The sequence below is a fragment of the Mycobacterium sp. IDUB_39 genome, assembly GCF_055419205.1.
Genome location: NZ_JBVAXF010000002.1, coordinates 89,233 through 106,730, shown reverse-complemented (window position 1 = coordinate 106,730; position 17,498 = coordinate 89,233). Strand labels below are relative to the sequence as shown.

The window sequence follows — 17,498 nt, the reverse complement described above, 5'->3', positions numbered from 1 at the left end:
ATCGAAACGCGACAGGGAGACAGATGAGAAGCAAGCACGTCGCCGCCGCGCTGCTCGTCGCGGCCGGAGCTGCCACCGCGTGGGCCGTCCCCGCGCTCGCCGAACCCGGCCCCGGCACGGACAACGACAAGCAGATCGACGAGCTGTTCATCGATGCGATCCGCGACAAACGGCTACCGATCAAGTCGAAGGCCGATGCGATCGACCTCGCGCACTCGACCTGCGATGTGCTCGGCCGCGGCGGTTCGGTCGAGACGGCGCTGCTGCACGTCAAGAACGGCACCGAGTGGACCAAGGTCGACGACCTCACGACGTTCGGCAGCCTCGCGGTGCAGGCGTACTGCCCCGGCTCCGCACCCGGATAACCCCGAAGCGCTCAGCCCGCGAGCTTGGTGACCACCGCGGCGATCCGACGTGCCCGGGTCTGTTCCGCCTTGGCCCCCAGGACCGCCGTCACGTGTGCCTTCTGATTGCTGTAGGACAGCGCCGCCCACGCGGCCGCCGCACCCGGTGATGTGTCCAGGGCCACCCGTAGATCCGCGGGCACCTCCACAGTGCGCGGCGCGGTGTCGACCACCAACTCGACATCGATCGCGTCTCCCCCACCGATGCCCGACTCCCGTCTGCGCTCGGCGCTGAACGGGATCAGGAACCTGCCGCCCATCGGCGCGACGGTCGAGCGGTACCGGTACCCGTTGACATCCACCAAGACAGGCGGCCGCTTACCCGCGTCGAGCGCCTCCACAACGTCGGCGGGCACCTCGATGCCGGTGTTGTTGCCGTCGACGAACATCGTCGTCGAGAACCTCACGCTCCCAGAGTAGAAGTGGAGCCATGGACATGGGATTCATCGGGTTGGGCAACATGGGCGCGGCGATGGCGGAGAACCTGTTGAGGGCCGGTCACTCGGTCACCGCCCACAACCGCCGCAGAGCCAAGGTCGACGCGTTGGTTGCCGTTGGGGCACGGCCGGCTCACACCGTCGCCGAGGCCTGTCGCGATGACGCCGTGATCTCGATGCTCGCCAACGATGAGGCGGTCGAAGCCGTCACGTTCGGCGACGGCGGCATCCTCGGCTCGCTGCGCCCCGGGGCCGTGCACGTCTCGTGCTCGACGATCAGCGTCGACCTCGCCCAGCGCCTGACCGAGGCGCACGCCGAGGCGGGCCAGCGATTTGTCTCCGCACCGGTCTTCGGCCGCCCCGAGGCCGCGGCCGCCCGCAAGCTGTTCATCGTCGCTGCCGGTGAACCTGAACTGCTGCAGACGCTCTCACCCGTGTTCGACGCGCTCGGGCAGCGCACCTTCGTCGTCGCCGAGCAGCCGAGCACCGCGAACCTGGTGAAGCTGTCCGGCAACTTCCTGATCGCGTCGGTCATTGAGTCACTCGGCGAGGCGATGGCACTGATCGGCAAGGCCGGTGTCGACAAGCAGACCTACGTGGAGATCCTCACCTCGACACTGTTCGGCGCACCGGCCTACCAGGTCTACGGCGGCCTAATCGCCCGAGAGGAGTTCGAGCCCGCCGGGTTCGCCGCCACGCTCGGCCTCAAGGATGTCCGCCTGGTCCTGGAGGCCGGGGAGGACCTGCAGGTGCCAATGCCGATCGCCAGCCTGCTGCGCGATCGCTTCCTGACCCTGCTGGCCAACGGAGGCGGCGCGCTGGACTGGTCCGCGGTGGGCGCTCTGTCGGCGTGGGAGGCGGGCGGCGCCAGCCCGGTGCGTTAGGAGACCACGCCGCGCAGGCCGTCTGCGCCAAAGATCGGTTCGAGCATCGACGACATGTCCGGGCCGCGCCGCAGGCAGTGCCCACCATCGACGTTGAGCACCTGTCCGGTGATCCACGCAGCCGCGTCACTGAGCAGGAATACAGCCGTACCGGCGATATCCTCGACCTCACCCGGGCGCGGCAGCGGCGTGCAGGCCGCGTAGTCGGCGCTGATCTCCGGCGAATCCAGAATGGGCGCAACCATGTCCGTCCGGATCAGGCCGGGACGGATGCCGTTGACCCGCACCCAGGACGCACCGAGTTCGTCGGCCGCCAGCATCATCAGGTTGTCGACGGCCGCCTTGCTGGGGCCGTAGGACGCGAACCAGCGGTGGGTGTTGCTCGATGCGATTGACGAGATGCCGACGAACGAGCCGCCGCCACCGCGGACCATCTCCCGTGCGCTGTGCTTGAGCACGTACATCGTGCCGTTGACGTTGAGGTCCACGGTTTGACGCCAACCCTCGGAGTCCACCTGCGTGATGGGCCCGATAGTCAGCGACCCGCCTGCGCAGTGCACGACACCGTTGAGCCGACCGTGCCACGCGGTCGCCGCCGCGACAGCCCGGGCCACCTCGTCCTCGTTGGTCACGTCGGCGGGCTCGTATCGCGCCGTGCCGCTGCCGTCGACGGACGCGGCGTTGATCTCGTCGGCCGCGGCGGCCAGACGGTCGGCGTTGCGCCCGACGAGCATCACGTCACCGCCGGCGGCCACGACCTCGGCGGCCACACCCTTGCCGATCCCACTGCCGCCGCCCGTGACCAGAAACGTCCGATCCGCCAACGAAATCTGCACCGCTGTCCTCCGCATCAATTCGGGTTAGTCCATTCGTGCCAACAAAACTGAAACACGTTCTCGTCATCGAACCACGGCGTGGGACCGGTGCATAGGCGCGCCGCTGCCACCACTTGGCCAGCAACGCCACAGTGGCCTGTCAGCGCCCTCACAGAAATGGCACATACGCACCAGTTTTGTCGATCTTCAGCCGATGAAACGGGGCTCGTCAGCGTATCGTTTTTGGCAGTACCTCTACGACAGGAAGCACGACGATGGCGAGCCTTGAGATCTCAGTACGACGAATGGTCCTCGCAGCGGGATTCGCGGTGGCAACAGCCGCAACACCCGTGCTTGTCGCCGTGTCGACACCCTCCGTCGCGGCACCTTCGGTTGCGGACTGCCCCAACGGGGAGTCCACCGACACCTTCACCGGAGTGTGCACCCCTGATCTGGTGCCCAACTCGCCGGAATTCGGCACGACCTCGCCCGCCGGCGGCCTTCCCGAGATCAATGGCATCCCTTGCACTGGCGCCAATTCCGGCCAGTGCATCGGCCTGTCCGAGGACGCGCCACAGTTCGTTCCTCCGACGTCCTCAGTGGGCAGCAGCCCGACCGTCCACGGCGTCTCCTAGCCCTCGCAGAACGGGCGGGGAGCCCACCCAACCTCGCGCTGGCCGTAACCTCACGCGCTGTGTGATCAGGGAACTCGAAGAAGTTGTGCAGATTTCTCTCAGCTTCCATAGAATCCACTTCACGGCTCGGTCAATTACGGAAGAAAGCGTGACGATGGCGATCTTGGAGATCTCAGCTCGACGACTGATCATTGCGGGCGGGTTTGCGCTCGCGGTCGCCGCGGCTCCCGCGGTTGCCGCGTTCGCCGGGCCCTCGACGGCCCCGGCCGCGCCGCTCGCCTGTTCGGCTGGCGAGGAGGCCGATCAGTTCACCGGCGTCTGCGTACCGCACACCGTGCCGAGTTCCCCCTTCGGGAGCATCGCCGGCAACCCCGACGTCCCGGAAATCGACGGCATCCCGTGCACCGGCGCAAACAGCGGGCAGTGCATCGGCCTGGCCGAGGACGCCCCGCAGTACGTACCTCCGACGTCGTCAGTGGGCAGCAGCCCGACCGTCCACGGCGTCTCCTAATTCCCGGTCGAACTCCGGCGAATCGTCTAGTCGCCCGGAGTTCGCCTAGAATTGCGTCATGGCAGCTAAATCTGATCCGGCCGAACTCGGCGACGTGGAGCCCTTGGCCGACAGCACCGCCCGTCAGGCCAGGCGAGTTGTCGCTGCGTACGCCACCGATGCCGACGAGTGCCGCGTCTTCCTGTCGATGCTGGGTATTGGACCGGCAAAGCAAGACGCGTAGTGACCTCGGGAGACGGCGACTCCGAGATCCCCGCTAGCACTGGGGATATCGGGGACGCCGACTTCGTGGTGGTCGCCAACAGGTTGCCGATCGACATGGAGCGGCTTCCCGACGGCACCACGACGTACAAACGCAGCCCCGGTGGACTGGTCACCGCGCTGGAGCCGCTATTGCGGCGGCGGCGCGGGGCCTGGATCGGGTGGCCCGGCATCACCGACGGTGATGAGGAGCCCATCGTCGAGGACGACCTGACGATGCTGCCGGTGCGGTTGTCGGCAGACGACGTCGCCCAGTACTACGAGGGCTTCTCCAACGCCACCCTGTGGCCGCTCTATCACGACGTCATCGTCAAACCGATCTACCACCGTCGCTGGTGGGACACCTATGTCGCCGTGAACCGGCGCTTCGCCGAGGCGACGGCGAAGACCGCCGCCCAGGGCGCAACCGTGTGGATCCAGGACTATCAGCTGCAACTGGTCCCGAAGATGCTGCGCATGCTGCGGCCCGACCTCACCATCGGCTTCTTTCTGCACATCCCGTTCCCGCCCATCGAGCTGTTCATGCAGATGCCGTGGCGCACGGAGATCATCGACGGTCTGCTTGGCGCGGACCTGGTCGGATTCCACCTGCCCGGCGGCGCGCAGAACTTCATGTACCTGGCGCGCCGCCTCACCGGTGCACAAACCTCACGAGCCAGCGTCGGCGTGCGATCTCGGCTTGGTGAGGTCCAGGTGGGCTTCCGCACGGTGAAGGTCGGCGCGTTCCCAATCTCCATCGACTCCGCCGAACTCGACGGCAAGGCCCGCGACAGGCGAGTCCGGCAGCGGGCTCGCGAGATCCGCGCCGAACTCGGCAATCCGCGCAAGGTGCTCCTCGGCGTCGACCGGCTGGACTACACCAAGGGCATCAACGTGCGCCTCGAGGCGCTCACCGAGTTGTTCGAGGAGGGCCGGGCCAACCGCGACGACACCGTGCTGGTGCAGTTGGCCACGCCCAGCCGCGAACGCGTCGAGAGCTATATCGCGATGCGCGAGGATATCGAGCGTCAGGTCGGCCACATCAACGGCGAGTACGGGCGGGTGGGACACCCGGTGGTGCACTACCTGCACAAGCCTGTGCCGCGTGAGGAATTGATCGCGTTCTTCGTCGCCGCCGACGTCATGCTCGTCACTCCGCTACGCGATGGCATGAACCTGGTCGCCAAGGAGTACGTGGCCTGCCGCAGCGATCTGGGCGGCGCATTGGTGCTCAGCGAGTTCACCGGTGCCGCAGCCGAACTCAGGCAGGCCTACCTGACCAATCCGCACCATTTGGACGGCGTGAAGGACTCCATCGAGGCGGCCCTGAACCAGGACCCCGAGGAGGGGCGCCGCCGGATGCGTGCGATGCGCCGACAGGTGCTCGCACACGATGTGGACCGGTGGGCTAGAGCTTTTCTCGATGCACTCGCGGACACGCACGCCGGCACATCATCGAGCGCGGACGCCTGATCGGAGCTAGATCGGCGTGATGTACTGGATCTTCCACTGCCCGTCGACCTTCTCGTAGTCGACGCGCAGCCGGCTGCCGTCATACACGGGCTGCTTGGACTTGTCGGTCACCGTGCGGTTCATGAACACCAGAACGCTTCCCGAATTGCGTTGCGCGTCAAGCACGCCGACTCCGACGACATTCGCCTGGGAGATCACCTGACGCTCACGCGCCTGCGGGATGATGTCCTTTGTCGCCCGCTCGTCGAACTCTCTGCGGTAGTCCGGCGTCAGCAACAGCGCGGCCTGGTTGAGGCTTCCCTCGACGGTCTGGTAGTCGTAGCCGAACACGAGCGGAATCTGTTCTTGGGCAAGCGGTGCCAACTCTGCAGCCGTCTGCCGCTCGGCGTTGGCCTGCATCCGATTCCAGTACAGGTAGCCACCGGCGCCGCTGAGCACCACGAACCCGAGCGCCAGGACGGCACCGACGAACACCACCAGCCTGGTGGTCCACCGACCCATCAGTTGCCGCCGTCTGGGTACTTGAGGTCGTAGCCGGTCATGTGGCCATTGTCGTCCTCGTGCACGATGAGGCGAAGCCGGTACGGCTGGGACGGCTTGTTGACCCCGTCGATATCCGTCACGGTCACACGGGCCGACACCAACACGGATGCGTTCCCGGCGACGTTGTCGACCTTCTCCAGTGCCGCACCGCTGATCACCGCCTCCGACGTTGCTTGGGTGTCACGGAAGATCGCCTTGAGATTGTCGACGTTGTTGGACTGGCTCAACATGTCACGTAGCGGGCCGCTGGTGCCGTTGACGAAGCGGTTCACGCTCTCGTCGATGGTGTTCTGGTCGTAGCTGAACATGTTGACCACCGTCTGGCGCGCGGTGTCGACGAACCGTTGGTCCCGCTCGATCTCAGCCCGCGCATCGCGCTGCTGATCCGCCAGCAGCAGTGCCACACCAGCGAGCACGGCGACCGCGACGGCGCCCACTCCCAGTGCGATCGCGGCGACGCGACTGCGGTGCGGTTGCCTACGCGGTGGCGGTGCTGCGGGACGTCCCGCAGCCCGTTGACGCACCGTCGCCGGTGTCTCGACGCGTACGCCGGCGGGGGCCTCCCCGACGGCACCGACCGCGGGCCCGGCGGCGCGCGATGCCCGTCGCCGCGCAGCACCGATTGCCGGCTTGGGCGTCTCAGTCGCGGAGTCGCCCGAAGCCTCGTGCTCTTCTGTCATGCCTGCCTTGAATCCATCATCAGATCGACCCACGTCTCAGCGGGAACGAACTTCTCCGAGCCCGAGGCCAGGACACCCGTTCCGCCATTGGGATCGGCGAATACACCAGTCCTCGAATCGTACGTGGTGGTCGCCGGGCCGCTGGCCAGCGGTGCTGGAGGCACCTCGGCGGGCATCGGTGCCGGAGGCACGTCAGCAGGCATCGGTGGCGGAGGCACCTCAGCAGGCAAGGGGCCGGGTGGCGGCACCGGAGCCGGAGCCCCGGGTGGCGTGCGGGCGTACGGCGGAAGGACCTGGTCCGGCGGCGCAAAGAACGGCCACGGCGGCGGTGGTACACCCGGGTCACTCGGCGGGACCGGCAGCGGGAAGGGCGCGTGCGGCGCAGGTCCCGGACCGGGCGGCACCCCCGGCGGCAGCTGGACCACCGGCGGCCCCGGGTCATAGTCCGCATTCGGCGGGATGTTGGGGAACCTGTTGGCGGGCGTGATGTTGCGCGGATCGGTGATCGGCGTGCTGCCATAGGGCACCGGTGGACCCCGCCACGGATTGCTGCCGACCGGCACATAACCAACGGGGTCGCGGCACAGCTGGATGGTCGGTGCGCGCTTGCCGGGGAACTCCTGGCACGGATAGTTGCGCGCGCCACGCACCACCGACGGGTCATTCTGCGCCGTCTTGCAGTACAGATCGGTTGGCAGATCACGCAGCGTGGTGTCGGCTGGCGTGCGGATCTGCGGTGCCGGGATGAAGCCCACATTGCAGGGCGGGGCGCCGATATCGACCTTGAAGTCCAGCTTGGCGCCCTCGTCTGCGGGCAGACCGCCGCCGACGGTGACGAGAGCGGCCATCAGCGCGGGGAAGATCACCAACGCCTGCTCGATCGACTTGCGGTAGATGACGCCGATCCGGCCCGCGTTGGCGAGGTTGGCGGCCAGCATCGGGAAGTTCGGTCGAATGCCGTCGAACGTGGTGTTGGCGGCCTCGGCGGCGCCGGGCACGGTCTGCAACACGTTACGCAGCTGCGGGTCGGCTCCTGCGACCTCTGTCGTGAACCTACCCAAGCCGTCCGCCAGCGACCTGATGTCGTCACCACTGCGGATCTGCGCGTCCAGGAACGGACCGACCTGGTCGATCAGCGCGGTGGTCTGGCCGTAGTTCGCATTGGCCTCATCGATGAGCAGCCGGGATGACTGGATCAGTCGGGCCAGCTCAGGCCCGGAACCGTTGAACGCCTTGAACGTCTCCCGAAGCAGATCCTGGATCCGACTGTCGCCGATGCTGTTCACCAGGTTGTCGGCCTGCGTAAGCAGGCTGGAGATGTCCTGCCCGATGGCGGTGCGGCTCACGTCGATAGTGGCGTTGTTACCGAGGGTCTTCGCGGCCGGATCGTCCGGCGGCACGAGGTCGATGTACTGCTCGCCGATCGCCGACACGCTCTTGACCGTCGCCGTGACGTTCTCCGGCACGGGGAACTCGGTGTTCAGTCGCATGCCCGCGACCACGCCGTCCTTCGACAGCCCCACCGACTCGACCCGCCCGATCGTCACGCCACGGTAGGTGACGTTGGCGTTCTCATACAGCCCGCCGCCTGCCACGAAGTTCGCCGTCACGTTGTAGGAGCCGATGCCCAGGGCCGACGGCACGTGCAGGTAGAACGCCGAGATCGCGCCGACGCACAGCACTGTCACTATCGCGAAGATCGTGAGCTGTATCCGAATGAGTCGATCCCGCATTTACGGCCCCTCTCCGTGTTGCGTGGCCGCGCCCGCAGGGATCTTGAACGGGTCTGCGGCCTGCCCGGACAGGTTCGACATGGCTCCGGTGAGGAAGTCCGGCGGATTGATGACCTCGCTCATCCGCTTCATATTGGGATCAAGGCCCTTCGATGTGGTGAAGACCGTCTCGCCAGTGCGCCGGACCGTCAGGTCGAACGTCGCGAACACGTTCAGGTAGTCGCCACGCACCGCGTTGCGCAGGTACTTGTAGTGGAACGGGAACGTCGGCAGGAACTCCAGGTCCGAGATGAGGTCGTCGGCATTGTCGTTGAGCGCCTTGACGATTGGGTAGACATCCTTGAAGTCCGCCGCGAAGTCGTCCTTAATATTCGACAGCACGTTCGAGGCCACGCCTGCGAATGTGCGCAGTGCCGTGAAGGCATCCACGATATTGCCGCGATTGGCATTGAGGACTTTCAGTGCCTCGGGCAGGGTGTCGAGTGACCGGCCGAGATTGTCCTTGCTACGGGCCAGGATGCCGGCGAAGCGATTCAGCCCGTCCGCCGCGGCGATGATGTCGGTCGTCTGCTTGTCCAGGGACCCGGTCAGTTCGGCCAGTCTCGGGATGAGGTCGACGAAACTACCCGCTCGGCCCGCCACGGCGGCGTAGGCCTCGTCGGTGATGTCCTGCAGCGCACCGAGATTGCCCTTGTTCACCACGACACCGAGCGATGAGAGCACCTCCTCAGTGGTCGGATAGCGTCCGGTCTGCGACATCGGGATGTTCGAACCCTCCCGAAGTCTGCCCTCGGAGGCCTTGCCCACTGGGCTCGCCAGTGCGACGTGCTGCGAGCCCAGCAGCGACGTCTGTGCGACCGTCGCTGTCGCGTTGTCCGGCAGGTCGACGTTGCCGTCCATCGATAGCTTGACCGCAGCGAAGAAGCTGCCATCGGGCCGCTGCACGGCTTCGATACCCGACACGCTGCCGACTGTGACGTCATCGACCATGACCGGCGAGTTCTGCGGCAGCGTCGCGACGTCCGGTAGTTCCACCGTGATCGTGTAGGAGCCCTTGCCGTGGCCGGCGGTGCCCGGCATGTCCAGCGAGTTGAGGCCGCCGAACGAGCAGCCCGCGAGCAGCACCGCCCCCGACCCGATCGCGAAGGTACGACACGTGGTCCGTAGCACCTTGTCACCCATCGTGTGTGAACGCCGCGTGTTTGGACGCCGCTTGTTTGAACACCGCATGGCTAGCCACCCGCTGTCTCGGCCGGTGCCGGCCCCGGCAGTGGGCCTGCGCCCATCGGCGGGGGTGCGGGCACCGGACCCGCGGGCGATATCTGACCCGTCACCGCGGGCGGCGGCAGGATCATGTCGCTGAGCATTCCGTCGGGACTCGGCGTCGGCGGGGTCACACCGGGCGCAGGCTGCCACTGCAGGTAGGGCACCGGCGTCTGCGCCTTGGCCTCAGTCTGAGGGGTGTCGTAGATGATTTGCCCCTTGTAGGCGGTGATGCTGTTGATCGGGTGGAACATCACGGGCGGGTAATTCACCGCGAGGCGTTTGAGCACGGGGCCCATGCGCTGGCGGCAGATCTCCGCACGCTTGTAGTTGTCCGGCGATGCGCCAACGTCCAAGGTGCCACCGCAGATGAACTGCACGGGGTTGCCGAAGTTGGGCAGCGACAGAAGACCGCCGACGGTGCCCTGCGCCGGGTTGTAGATGTTGTAGAAGTTGGCCAAGCCGTTGGGCGTGATGTGCAGGATCTGTTCGATGTCATCGCTGTGCTCGGTAAGCAGGGTGGTGAACTCGGTCAGCTTGCCGACCTGGCCGATCAGCGCCGTGTTGTTCTCCGTAAGCAGGCCCTTGACGTCGGATAGTGCCTGATTCAGCGCGCCCATCGTCTGGTCGAGATCTTGTGAACTGTCGGCCAGCACCTGTGACACCGATGCCACGTGGTTGGAGAACTGCACGATCTGCTCGTTGCTGTTGGAAAGCGCGTTCACCAGCACCTGCAGGTTGCGCACCGTGCCGAACAGGTCGGAACTCGAGTCACCGAGCCGGCCGGCAGTCTGCGACAGTTCGCGCAGGGCGTTTCGGAACGAGTCGCCGTTGCCGTCGAATGTGTCCGCGGCCTGGTTCACGAACTCCGACAGCGGCCCCTGGACCCCGCCCTCTTTCGGGCCGAGTTGTGCGCTGAGCTCGGTGAGCTGCTCCTTGACCTCGTCCCACTCAACGGGGACACCCGTCCGGTCCAGCCCCACCTCGGCGCCGTCGGCCATCACTGGACCGTCGGTGTAGGCGGGCGTGAACTGAACGAACCTGGCAGACACCAGATTCGGCGCTATGACGAGCGCGCGGGCGTCGGCGGGCAACTTCACACCGTCGCGGATGGTCATGGTGACCTTGACATCGCGAGCCCGAGGCTCGATCGAGTTGATCGTGCCGACCGGAACCCCGACGACGCTGACATTGTCGCCCGGGTACAGCCCGACCGCGGTCGGGAAGTATGCCACCACCTCATGGCCGGCACGCGACGGCCACACCGTGTACACGCCGGCGGCCAGAAGTGCGACGAAGGCTACCGTCAGCGCGGGTCGCACCCAGTGCGGCAATCTCGATTGCGAATTCTGCTGTGTCATGGTGACTTCGGCCTTACTATCAGGCGCTCGGAGACGAGTCCCTTCAGATAATCACCCAGGCTGTCGGGCAGCTTGCCGGGCTGGAAGTAGGTGTCAAGCAGGACTTCCGAGATGGTCGCTGGCGGCAGGCCGTAGAGGTTGATCTGGAAGCCCGGCCCCGAGGCGACGACCTCGCCGAGCGCGGTGGCGTACGGCGGCAGCCTGCGCAGGGCCTCTCCGATGTGCTCCTTGCGCTCAAGCAGGTTGTCCATCACCAGGTTGAGCTTCTGCAGCGCGGGCCCGAACTCACGCCGGTTGTCGGCGACGAAGCCGGATAGCTGGTGCGACACATCGTCGATACCGGAGATGAGGTTGCTCAGTGCCTGGCGGCGCTCATCGAGAGCAGCGAACAGCAGGTTGCCGTCGGTGATGAGCTGGTTCACCTGGCCGGAGCGCTGGGCCAGCGTGTCGGACACCCGCTTCGCATGTGCCAGCAGCTGATCCAGCGCCTCGTCGCGGGCGTTCAGGCTCCGCGACAGGTTGGCGACGCCGTCGAGCGCGCCGCGCAACTGCGGGGTGGCGTCGCGCAGCGTGGACGTCAGAGTCTGCAGCGCCTGCTCGAACTTCGGCTTGTCCAGCGCGCTGGCGTTCTGGCCGAGGTCTTGCAGAGCGGTATTGAGCGTGTAGGGAGTCGTGGTGCGGCCCAACGGGATGACCGTGGAGCTGCCCGAGCCCTTCGGGGTCACCGAGATCGACTTCTGCCCAAGCACAGTGTCCGTCTTGATCGACACCAGCGACTGGTCGCCCACCCTGATCTTGCGGTCGACGGTGAACGTCACCTCAGCCGAGTCGCCAGCCAGCTCGACCGACGACACCTTGCCGACCTTGATACCGGAGACGGCGACATCGTTACCGGGCGTTATGCCGCCCGCGTCGGCGAAGTACGCCTGGTAGTTCTTGCCCTGCGGCCAGAACGGCAGGCTGGTGTAGCCGAAGGACACCAGTACCAGGCACGCCACCAAAGCGATGCCGAAGATCCCGGTGCGCGTGGCGTTGCCACCATCGGGTCTAGCCATTGTCCGAACACCTCCCCTTCGATGGATCGGGCGGGCCACCGAACGGGACGAGGATGTCGCTGCCCGCGGGGCCGGGGATCTTCAAGCGAACCGAGCAGTAGTAGATGTTGAAGAACGACCCGTAGGCACCGAGCGCATTGAGCCGCAGGTAGTTCTCGGCGAGCGGTTCGATGACCTTGTTGACGTCTTGCTTGCGCTCATCGAGACGCTGCGCCAACGGTCGAACGTTCTCGAGCACACCCTGAATCGGTCGCCGGCTCTTCTCCAGCATGGTGGTGAGGTCATTGGTGGCCGACGCCAACGGTGGGATGGCCCCGGCGACCGGGTCGCGGTTCTCCGCCAGCCCCGTCACGAGCTGCTGGAGTTGGTCGACGCTCGCATCGAATTGCGCACCCTTCTCATCGACCGTGCTGAGGACGGTGTTGAGGTTGTTGATGACGTCGCCGATCAGCTGATCACGGGATGCCAGATCCTGGGTGAACGAACTGGTCGAGGCCAGCATGTTCGACAACGCGCCGCCCTGGCCCTGCAGCAGTTCGATGACGGCGTTGCTGACCTCGTTGACCTTCCCACCGTCCAGTCCCTTGAGCACTGGCCGAAGCCCGCCGAGCAGGGCATCCAGGTCCAGAGCTGGCTGAGTGTTCTCCTTGGCAATGGTGTCACCAGGCGCCAACTTGCGCAGGTCGCCTGGGCCGGAGGTGATCTCGAGGTAGCGATCGCCCACCAGGTTCTGGTAGCGCACGACGGCCTTGGTCGACGTGTACAGCTGGTAGCGGTTGTCCACGTCGAACTCGACGTCGACGGTGTTGTCCGGGTTGAGGGCGACCTTCTTGACCGAGCCAACCGGGACACCCGCGATCCGGACATCCTGGCCGGACTTCAGCCGTGACGAATCACTGAACGTCGCGTGGTAGGAGCTGCCCGACGCGAACCGGAACTGACCGAACACCACGACCAGACCCGCGGCCACCACGAGCATGGCGACGGTGAAGATGCTGACACCGACGACTGTCCTATCGGCCTTCATCAGTAGTCATCCCGTTCTGCGTATGCGCCGTGGAACAGGAACTGCAGCGTCGACGGCGCGTCGAACTGCAACTCGGTGTTCGGCTGGTAAGGCACGTAGGCGTTGTCGGTGACCAGGAACGGCGTGTGGTACCACGACCCGCCGTACTGCTTGGTCGGCACGTTCGGAAGGCCGCGGCAGTTCGGGCCGCCGGAGGCGTTCACCATCGGCAGGCTCTCGGGGAAGGTGTAGTCAGGAGAGCCGGGAATGAAGCTCGACGCGACGAACAGGCCCGGCCGGATACCACCGATGACGGGGGCGAATGTCCTCAACGCCTGTGCCGAGCCCTGCAGGAAGCAGCCGAACACTGGTGAGTAGTCGCCCAGCACCTTCAGCGGAGCACGCAGACGCTGAATGGCCGCGATCAAATCGTCGGCGGCGGGTTCGAGCGTCGCGGTGCCATTGGTGGCCAGCCCCGTGGCGGCGAGCAGGGCGGCGTTCAGGTTCTCCTGCTCATCGATGACCGTCTGGCTGATCGTCGGCGCGTTGTCGAACACCGTCACCAGATCGGGTGCCGCGTCACCGTAGATGCCGGTCACCACCGCAGCCTTCTGGAAGTCCTCCTGCAACGTCGGCAGCTTCGGATTGAGCTGCTGCAGGTAGTAATTCAGGCCCGCGAGGGTCTCCCCCATGTTGTCGCCGTTGCCACGCAATCCCTCACCGAGCGCGGTGATGGTGGCGTTGAGGTTGATCGGGTCGACCTTCTTCAACACGTCGGTAAGCGTCTGGAAGAGAGTGTTGACCTCGAGCTGCACATCCTTGGCCGCCACCGTGGCGCCGGGCCGCAGCGACTCGCTCTTGGGATCGGCGGGCGGCAGGAACTCGACGGCCTTCGCGCCGAACACCGTGGTGCCGCCGATCTTCACCGTGGCGTTGGACGGGATGTAGCGCATCTGGTTGCTGTCGATCGACAGCGTCAGTTTGGCCTCGTTGCCCGCGTACTGGATGTCGGAGACCTTGCCGATCTGGATCCCGCGGTACTTGACCTTGGCGTCGCGTTCCATCACCAGGCCCGCGCGTTCCGACGTCACCGTCACGGTGTCGGTGGAGGTGAACGCCGCCGTGTACGACAGATACGTGAACACCGCGGCTGCGAGGACGACAGCCGCAAGAATCGCAGCCGCGATCCTCACATGGCTGCGCTTCGCCTCGATGTCCGACATGTACGTCCCGCCCTATCCCGAGAGGTTGAAGTTGCCCGACGCCCCGTAAACCGCGAGCGAGATGAACAGGACGATGGTCACGACCACGATGAGCGAGGTCCGCACGGCCTGGCCGACCGCGATGCCGACGCCGACAGGGCCGCCCGACGCGTTGTAGCCGTAATAGGTGTGCACGAGCATGACCGCAACGGACATGACGATGGCCTGAAGGAACGACCACAAGAGGTCGCTGGGCACCAGGAACGTGTTGAAGTAGTGGTCATACAGACCCGCGGATTGCCCGTTGATGTACACCGTCGTGAAACGGGCCGCGAAGAACGCCGCTAGCACCGAGAGTGCGTACAGGGGCACGATCGCGATCAGGCCGGCGATGATGCGCGTGGACACCAGATAGGACACCGAGTGCACGGCCATCGCCTCGACGGCGTCGATCTCCTCCGCCACCCGCATCGCCCCCAGCTGCGCGGTGGTACCCGCACCGATGGTGGCCGCTAGTGCGATGCCCGCGATGACCGGAGCCACGATGCGCACGTTGAGGAACGCCGACAGGAATCCGGTCAGGGCCTCGATGCCGATATTGCCCAGCGACGAGTAGCCCTGCACCGCGATGACGCCGCCCGAGGCGAGCGTCATGAACGCCGCGACGCCGACGGTGCCGCCGATCAACACCAGTGCGCCGGTGCCCATCGTCATCTCGGCGATCAGGCGAATGGTCTCCTTGCGGTACCTGGTCAGCGCGTTGGGGATGTAGCGGACCGACTCGCCATAGAAGAGTGCCTGCTCTCCGATGGTGTCGACCACCTTGGGCACACCGCGGAACATGCGGCGGAAGCGAAGTGTCGCATCGAAACTCATCAGAACGCCTCGTTCTTCGCGCAAGCGCTCATCAGCGGCTGTTCGTTCTTCGCGCAAGCGCTCATCAGCGGTCCAGCACTCTCACGCCGACCGCAGTCATGATCACATTGATCACGAAGAGGCAGATGAACGCGTAGACCACGGTCTCGTTGACCGCGACGCCCACGCCCTTGGGGCCACCCTGCACGGTGAGGCCTCGGTAGCAGCCCACCAGCCCGGCGAACACTCCGAAGAGCAGCGCCTTGACCATCGCGAGAACCAGCTCGCCAAGGCCCGTCAGGATGGTCAGGCCGTTGATGAAGGCGCCGGGGTTGACCCCCTGCAGGAACACCGAGAAGGCGTAGCCGCCCGCGATTCCGATAGCGCACACGAGGCCGTTGAGCAGCAGGGCCACGAATGTCGACGCGAGCACGCGTGGAACCACCAGCCGCTGGATCGGATCGATGCCAAGCACGCGCATCGCGTCGATCTCCTCGCGGATCGTGCGGGCACCCAGGTCGGCGCAGATGGCCGTCGCGCCGGCTCCGGCGACCACCAGCACCGTCACGACGGGACCGAGCTGGGTGATGGTGCCGAACGCGGTTCCCGCGCCGGACAGGTCCGCGGCGCCGATTTCGCGCAGCAGGATGTTGAGCGTGAATGCCACCAGGACGGTGAACGGGATGGCCACCAGCAGAGTCGGTACGAGAGAGACGCGAGCGATCATCCACGTCTGATCGAGGAACTCACGGAACTGGAACGGTCGTCGCCACATCTTGGCGAACGTGTCCAAGGACATCTCGACGAACCCGCCAACGGCTCGCGCCGGAGCCGCAAGCTGTTCGATCAACCTCGGCTCCATTTCTTTGGGACGGGACTGTTGAAGTAGTTACGGCGAAGGCCAAGAAGTTGCCCGCCGGAACGGCCTTCCCACCCCTTGGTTAAGCACTGTTCTTAGTGAGCCCGGTCATATTAACTAGAACACGTTCGCAGTGTCAACGAACGGTGAAATCAGTGGGAATCGCCCTATTTGCGCTGGTCAGGACATGTGTGACACAGATCATTCTGAAACGTGTTCTAGTCGATTGTCAGAATTGACGCTCTAGACCGTCAATCTTCGGCCGCCATGAGGGCGCTGGCCGAGAATCCCACGTCGGGGTCCCGTTCAGCAAAGTACTGCCCCAGAGTCGCGTCAAGATCGTTTGCGGCCCATGCGCCGGAGTCCGCCGTGAACCGCTTCTCCACCGTCGGTGCCGCGACCAGAGTCACGGTTGGACCGTAGACAATGAAGAGCTGTCCGTTGACTCCCTCAGAGGCCGGAGAGGACAGGAATCGGACCAGATTGACGACGTGCTCGGGTGACAGCGCGTCGACCTCGCCGTCGGCGAGTTCGGGTACCGCGCCGAAGACGTCGGCGGTCATCGCAGTTCTCGCCCGCGGCGCGATCGCGTTCGCCCGGACGCCGTACCGGCCAAGGGCACGCGCGGCCGTCATCGTCAGAGCGGTGATGCCCGCCTTGGCGGCGCCGTAGTTCGCCTGCCCGACGGGACCGACCAGCCCGGCCTCCGACGAGGTGTTGACGATGCGCCCGTACACGGTGCCGTTGTTCGCCTTCGCCTTATCGCGCCAATACGTCGCCGCGTTCCGGGTCAGCAGGAAGTGCCCGCGAAGATGGACCGCGATCACAGCGTCCCAGTCCTCGTCGGTCATGTTGAACAGCATCCGGTCGCGAGTGATGCCCGCGTTGTTCACCAGGATTCCGAGACCGCCGAGCCCGTCGGCGGTCGCGACGAGTTCATCGGCGGTGGAGCGCTCGCTGATATCGCCGGCCACCGCGACACCCTTGGCGCCCGCGGCCGCGATCTCGTCGAGAACGTCCGACTTGTCCAGTGCCTGGGCGATGTCGTTGACCACCACAGTCGCGCCCTGGCGCGCCAATCCGATGGCCTCGGCACGACCCAGGCCCCCGCCCGCACCGGTCACAACCGCGACCAGTCCGGACAGATCGCCACCGCTGGAGTGCTGATTGTCGTTCGTCAATTTATGAATACCTCTAGTCTCTGCGATTCAGGGCTGCTCGGGGACACTCGGCGATGGACTGCTCGGCCGCGTCCACCAGATCTTCGGGCACTGTATCCACCTTGACGACGGCATAGTCCTCGTCGTCAAGATCGAACAGGTCGGGGGCGATACCCACACACACTGCATTGCCCTCGCAGCGATCACGGTCTACTTCAACTCGCATGACAACCTCCTCGCAGACACTGGACGGACGGCCCGCAGTCGATAACGGGAAGGATACGACTCCGCCGCACCGAAGGCAGGTAGATCACCGGCCTGGATTCCAAGACTAGAACGTGTTACAACCGGAGTGATCGAAGGGTCCCCGGTGGCCGTCGAA

Annotated in this window: 20 protein-coding genes; 6 read left to right on the top strand and 14 right to left on the bottom strand. The window is 65.7% G+C overall.

Annotation, left to right across the window (positions count from 1 at the left end; all coding sequences use genetic code 11):
- Positions 1 to 23: 23 nt before the first annotated feature.
- A complete protein-coding gene (locus ACZY0X_RS06645) occupies positions 24 to 365 on the top strand; it encodes a DUF732 domain-containing protein (protein WP_463768863.1) in 342 nt (113 codons plus the stop codon).
- An 11-nt stretch (positions 366 to 376) separates the two neighbouring features.
- Here the strand turns inward: ACZY0X_RS06645 and ACZY0X_RS06640 are convergent, their stop codons facing one another.
- Positions 377 to 811 (bottom strand): YdeI/OmpD-associated family protein, encoded by a 435-nt coding sequence (locus ACZY0X_RS06640; protein WP_463768862.1) that lies wholly within the window; start codon positions 809 to 811, stop codon positions 377 to 379.
- 23 nt (positions 812 to 834) lie between these two features.
- On the opposite strand from ACZY0X_RS06640, the gene ACZY0X_RS06635 reads away from it, so the two are divergent.
- Positions 835 to 1,725 carry an NAD(P)-dependent oxidoreductase gene (locus ACZY0X_RS06635; RefSeq protein WP_463768861.1) on the top strand — a complete coding sequence of 297 codons (891 nt, stop codon included), beginning with the start codon at positions 835 to 837 and terminating at the stop codon, positions 1,723 to 1,725.
- Here the strand turns inward: ACZY0X_RS06635 and ACZY0X_RS06630 are convergent.
- Positions 1,722 to 2,561, bottom strand: coding sequence for an SDR family oxidoreductase (locus tag ACZY0X_RS06630; protein WP_463768860.1), 840 nt, complete (start codon positions 2,559 to 2,561; stop codon positions 1,722 to 1,724). The genes ACZY0X_RS06635 and ACZY0X_RS06630 overlap by 4 nt on opposite strands.
- Positions 2,562 to 2,815: 254 nt before the next feature.
- On the opposite strand from ACZY0X_RS06630, the gene ACZY0X_RS06625 reads away from it, so the two are divergent.
- The 4 genes from ACZY0X_RS06625 (at position 2,816) to ACZY0X_RS06610 (ending at position 5,399) form a co-directional block, all read left to right on the top strand.
- Positions 2,816 to 3,175 (top strand): intersectin-EH binding protein Ibp1, encoded by a 360-nt coding sequence (locus tag ACZY0X_RS06625; RefSeq protein WP_463768859.1) that lies wholly within the window; start codon positions 2,816 to 2,818, stop codon positions 3,173 to 3,175.
- A gap of 154 nt (positions 3,176 to 3,329) precedes the next feature.
- Complete coding sequence (locus ACZY0X_RS06620) at positions 3,330 to 3,686, top strand: intersectin-EH binding protein Ibp1 (protein WP_463770529.1); 357 nt, start codon at positions 3,330 to 3,332, stop codon at positions 3,684 to 3,686.
- 58 nt (positions 3,687 to 3,744) lie between these two features.
- Positions 3,745 to 3,909: a hypothetical protein gene (locus ACZY0X_RS06615; RefSeq protein ID WP_241403009.1), complete on the top strand. Its 165-nt coding sequence runs from the start codon at positions 3,745 to 3,747 to the stop codon at positions 3,907 to 3,909.
- Positions 3,909 to 5,399, top strand: a complete 1,491-nt coding sequence (locus tag ACZY0X_RS06610) for an alpha,alpha-trehalose-phosphate synthase (UDP-forming) (protein WP_463768858.1) — start codon at positions 3,909 to 3,911, stop codon at positions 5,397 to 5,399. The genes ACZY0X_RS06615 and ACZY0X_RS06610 overlap by 1 nt, the downstream gene beginning before the upstream one ends.
- Before the next feature lie 6 nt (positions 5,400 to 5,405).
- On the opposite strand, the gene ACZY0X_RS06605 is transcribed toward ACZY0X_RS06610, so the two are convergent.
- The 12 genes from ACZY0X_RS06605 to ACZY0X_RS06550 all read right to left on the bottom strand — a co-directional run bounded on the left by ACZY0X_RS06605 (position 5,406) and on the right by ACZY0X_RS06550 (position 17,342).
- The gene (locus tag ACZY0X_RS06605; protein WP_463768857.1) at positions 5,406 to 5,900 is read right to left on the bottom strand and encodes a mammalian cell entry protein; all 495 of its coding nucleotides are present in this window, start codon (positions 5,898 to 5,900) and stop codon (positions 5,406 to 5,408) included.
- Complete coding sequence (locus ACZY0X_RS06600; protein ID WP_463768856.1) at positions 5,900 to 6,622, bottom strand: mammalian cell entry protein; 723 nt, start codon at positions 6,620 to 6,622, stop codon at positions 5,900 to 5,902. The genes ACZY0X_RS06605 and ACZY0X_RS06600 overlap by 1 nt, the downstream gene beginning before the upstream one ends.
- Positions 6,619 to 8,355, bottom strand: coding sequence for an MCE family protein (locus ACZY0X_RS06595; protein WP_463768855.1), 1,737 nt, complete (start codon positions 8,353 to 8,355; stop codon positions 6,619 to 6,621). The genes ACZY0X_RS06600 and ACZY0X_RS06595 overlap by 4 nt, the downstream gene beginning before the upstream one ends.
- On the bottom strand, positions 8,356 to 9,537 hold the full coding sequence (locus tag ACZY0X_RS06590) for an MCE family protein (RefSeq protein ID WP_463768854.1): 1,182 nt from the start codon (positions 9,535 to 9,537) through the stop codon (positions 8,356 to 8,358).
- Positions 9,538 to 9,587: 50 nt separating this feature from the next.
- Positions 9,588 to 10,979 (bottom strand): MCE family protein, encoded by a 1,392-nt coding sequence (locus tag ACZY0X_RS06585; protein WP_463768853.1) that lies wholly within the window; start codon positions 10,977 to 10,979, stop codon positions 9,588 to 9,590.
- Positions 10,976 to 12,034: a virulence factor Mce family protein gene (locus ACZY0X_RS06580; protein WP_463768852.1), complete on the bottom strand. Its 1,059-nt coding sequence runs from the start codon at positions 12,032 to 12,034 to the stop codon at positions 10,976 to 10,978. Before ACZY0X_RS06580 ends, ACZY0X_RS06585 begins: the two co-directional genes overlap by 4 nt.
- Positions 12,027 to 13,061, bottom strand: coding sequence for an MCE family protein (locus ACZY0X_RS06575; protein WP_463768851.1), 1,035 nt, complete (start codon positions 13,059 to 13,061; stop codon positions 12,027 to 12,029). Before ACZY0X_RS06575 ends, ACZY0X_RS06580 begins: the two co-directional genes overlap by 8 nt.
- Positions 13,061 to 14,263, bottom strand: coding sequence for an MCE family protein (locus ACZY0X_RS06570; RefSeq protein ID WP_463768850.1), 1,203 nt, complete (start codon positions 14,261 to 14,263; stop codon positions 13,061 to 13,063). Before ACZY0X_RS06570 ends, ACZY0X_RS06575 begins: the two co-directional genes overlap by 1 nt.
- A 12-nt stretch (positions 14,264 to 14,275) precedes the next feature.
- Positions 14,276 to 15,118, bottom strand: coding sequence for an MlaE family ABC transporter permease (locus ACZY0X_RS06565; RefSeq protein ID WP_463768849.1), 843 nt, complete (start codon positions 15,116 to 15,118; stop codon positions 14,276 to 14,278).
- Positions 15,119 to 15,182: 64 nt separating this feature from the next.
- Complete coding sequence (locus ACZY0X_RS06560; protein ID WP_241403000.1) at positions 15,183 to 15,947, bottom strand: MlaE family ABC transporter permease; 765 nt, start codon at positions 15,945 to 15,947, stop codon at positions 15,183 to 15,185.
- 260 nt (positions 15,948 to 16,207) lie between these two features.
- On the bottom strand, positions 16,208 to 17,137 hold the full coding sequence (locus tag ACZY0X_RS06555; protein WP_463768848.1) for a 3-oxoacyl-ACP reductase: 930 nt from the start codon (positions 17,135 to 17,137) through the stop codon (positions 16,208 to 16,210).
- 13 nt (positions 17,138 to 17,150) lie between these two features.
- A complete protein-coding gene (locus tag ACZY0X_RS06550; RefSeq protein WP_463768847.1) occupies positions 17,151 to 17,342 on the bottom strand; it encodes a ferredoxin in 192 nt (63 codons plus the stop codon).
- Between the last annotated feature and the right edge of the window lie 156 nt (positions 17,343 to 17,498).

Bases quoted from the DNA above. Each gene is read 5' to 3' on its own strand.
- ACZY0X_RS06645 (WP_463768863.1), top strand. From the start codon at position 24: ATGAGAAGCAAGCACGTCGCCGCCGCGCTGCTCGTCGCGGCCGGAGCT.
- ACZY0X_RS06635 (WP_463768861.1), top strand. From the start codon at position 835: ATGGACATGGGATTCATCGGGTTGGGCAACATGGGCGCGGCGATGGCG.
- ACZY0X_RS06625 (WP_463768859.1), top strand. From the start codon at position 2,816: ATGGCGAGCCTTGAGATCTCAGTACGACGAATGGTCCTCGCAGCGGGA.
- ACZY0X_RS06620 (WP_463770529.1), top strand. From the start codon at position 3,330: ATGGCGATCTTGGAGATCTCAGCTCGACGACTGATCATTGCGGGCGGG.
- ACZY0X_RS06615 (WP_241403009.1), top strand. From the start codon at position 3,745: ATGGCAGCTAAATCTGATCCGGCCGAACTCGGCGACGTGGAGCCCTTG.
- ACZY0X_RS06605 (WP_463768857.1), bottom strand. From the start codon at position 5,900: ATGGGTCGGTGGACCACCAGGCTGGTGGTGTTCGTCGGTGCCGTCCTG.
- ACZY0X_RS06600 (WP_463768856.1), bottom strand. From the start codon at position 6,622: ATGACAGAAGAGCACGAGGCTTCGGGCGACTCCGCGACTGAGACGCCC.
- ACZY0X_RS06595 (WP_463768855.1), bottom strand. From the start codon at position 8,355: ATGCGGGATCGACTCATTCGGATACAGCTCACGATCTTCGCGATAGTG.
- ACZY0X_RS06590 (WP_463768854.1), bottom strand. From the start codon at position 9,537: ATGGGTGACAAGGTGCTACGGACCACGTGTCGTACCTTCGCGATCGGG.
- ACZY0X_RS06585 (WP_463768853.1), bottom strand. From the start codon at position 10,979: ATGACACAGCAGAATTCGCAATCGAGATTGCCGCACTGGGTGCGACCC.
- ACZY0X_RS06580 (WP_463768852.1), bottom strand. From the start codon at position 12,034: ATGGCTAGACCCGATGGTGGCAACGCCACGCGCACCGGGATCTTCGGC.
- ACZY0X_RS06575 (WP_463768851.1), bottom strand. From the start codon at position 13,061: ATGAAGGCCGATAGGACAGTCGTCGGTGTCAGCATCTTCACCGTCGCC.
- ACZY0X_RS06570 (WP_463768850.1), bottom strand. From the start codon at position 14,263: ATGTCGGACATCGAGGCGAAGCGCAGCCATGTGAGGATCGCGGCTGCG.
- ACZY0X_RS06565 (WP_463768849.1), bottom strand. From the start codon at position 15,118: ATGAGTTTCGATGCGACACTTCGCTTCCGCCGCATGTTCCGCGGTGTG.
- ACZY0X_RS06550 (WP_463768847.1), bottom strand. From the start codon at position 17,342: ATGCGAGTTGAAGTAGACCGTGATCGCTGCGAGGGCAATGCAGTGTGT.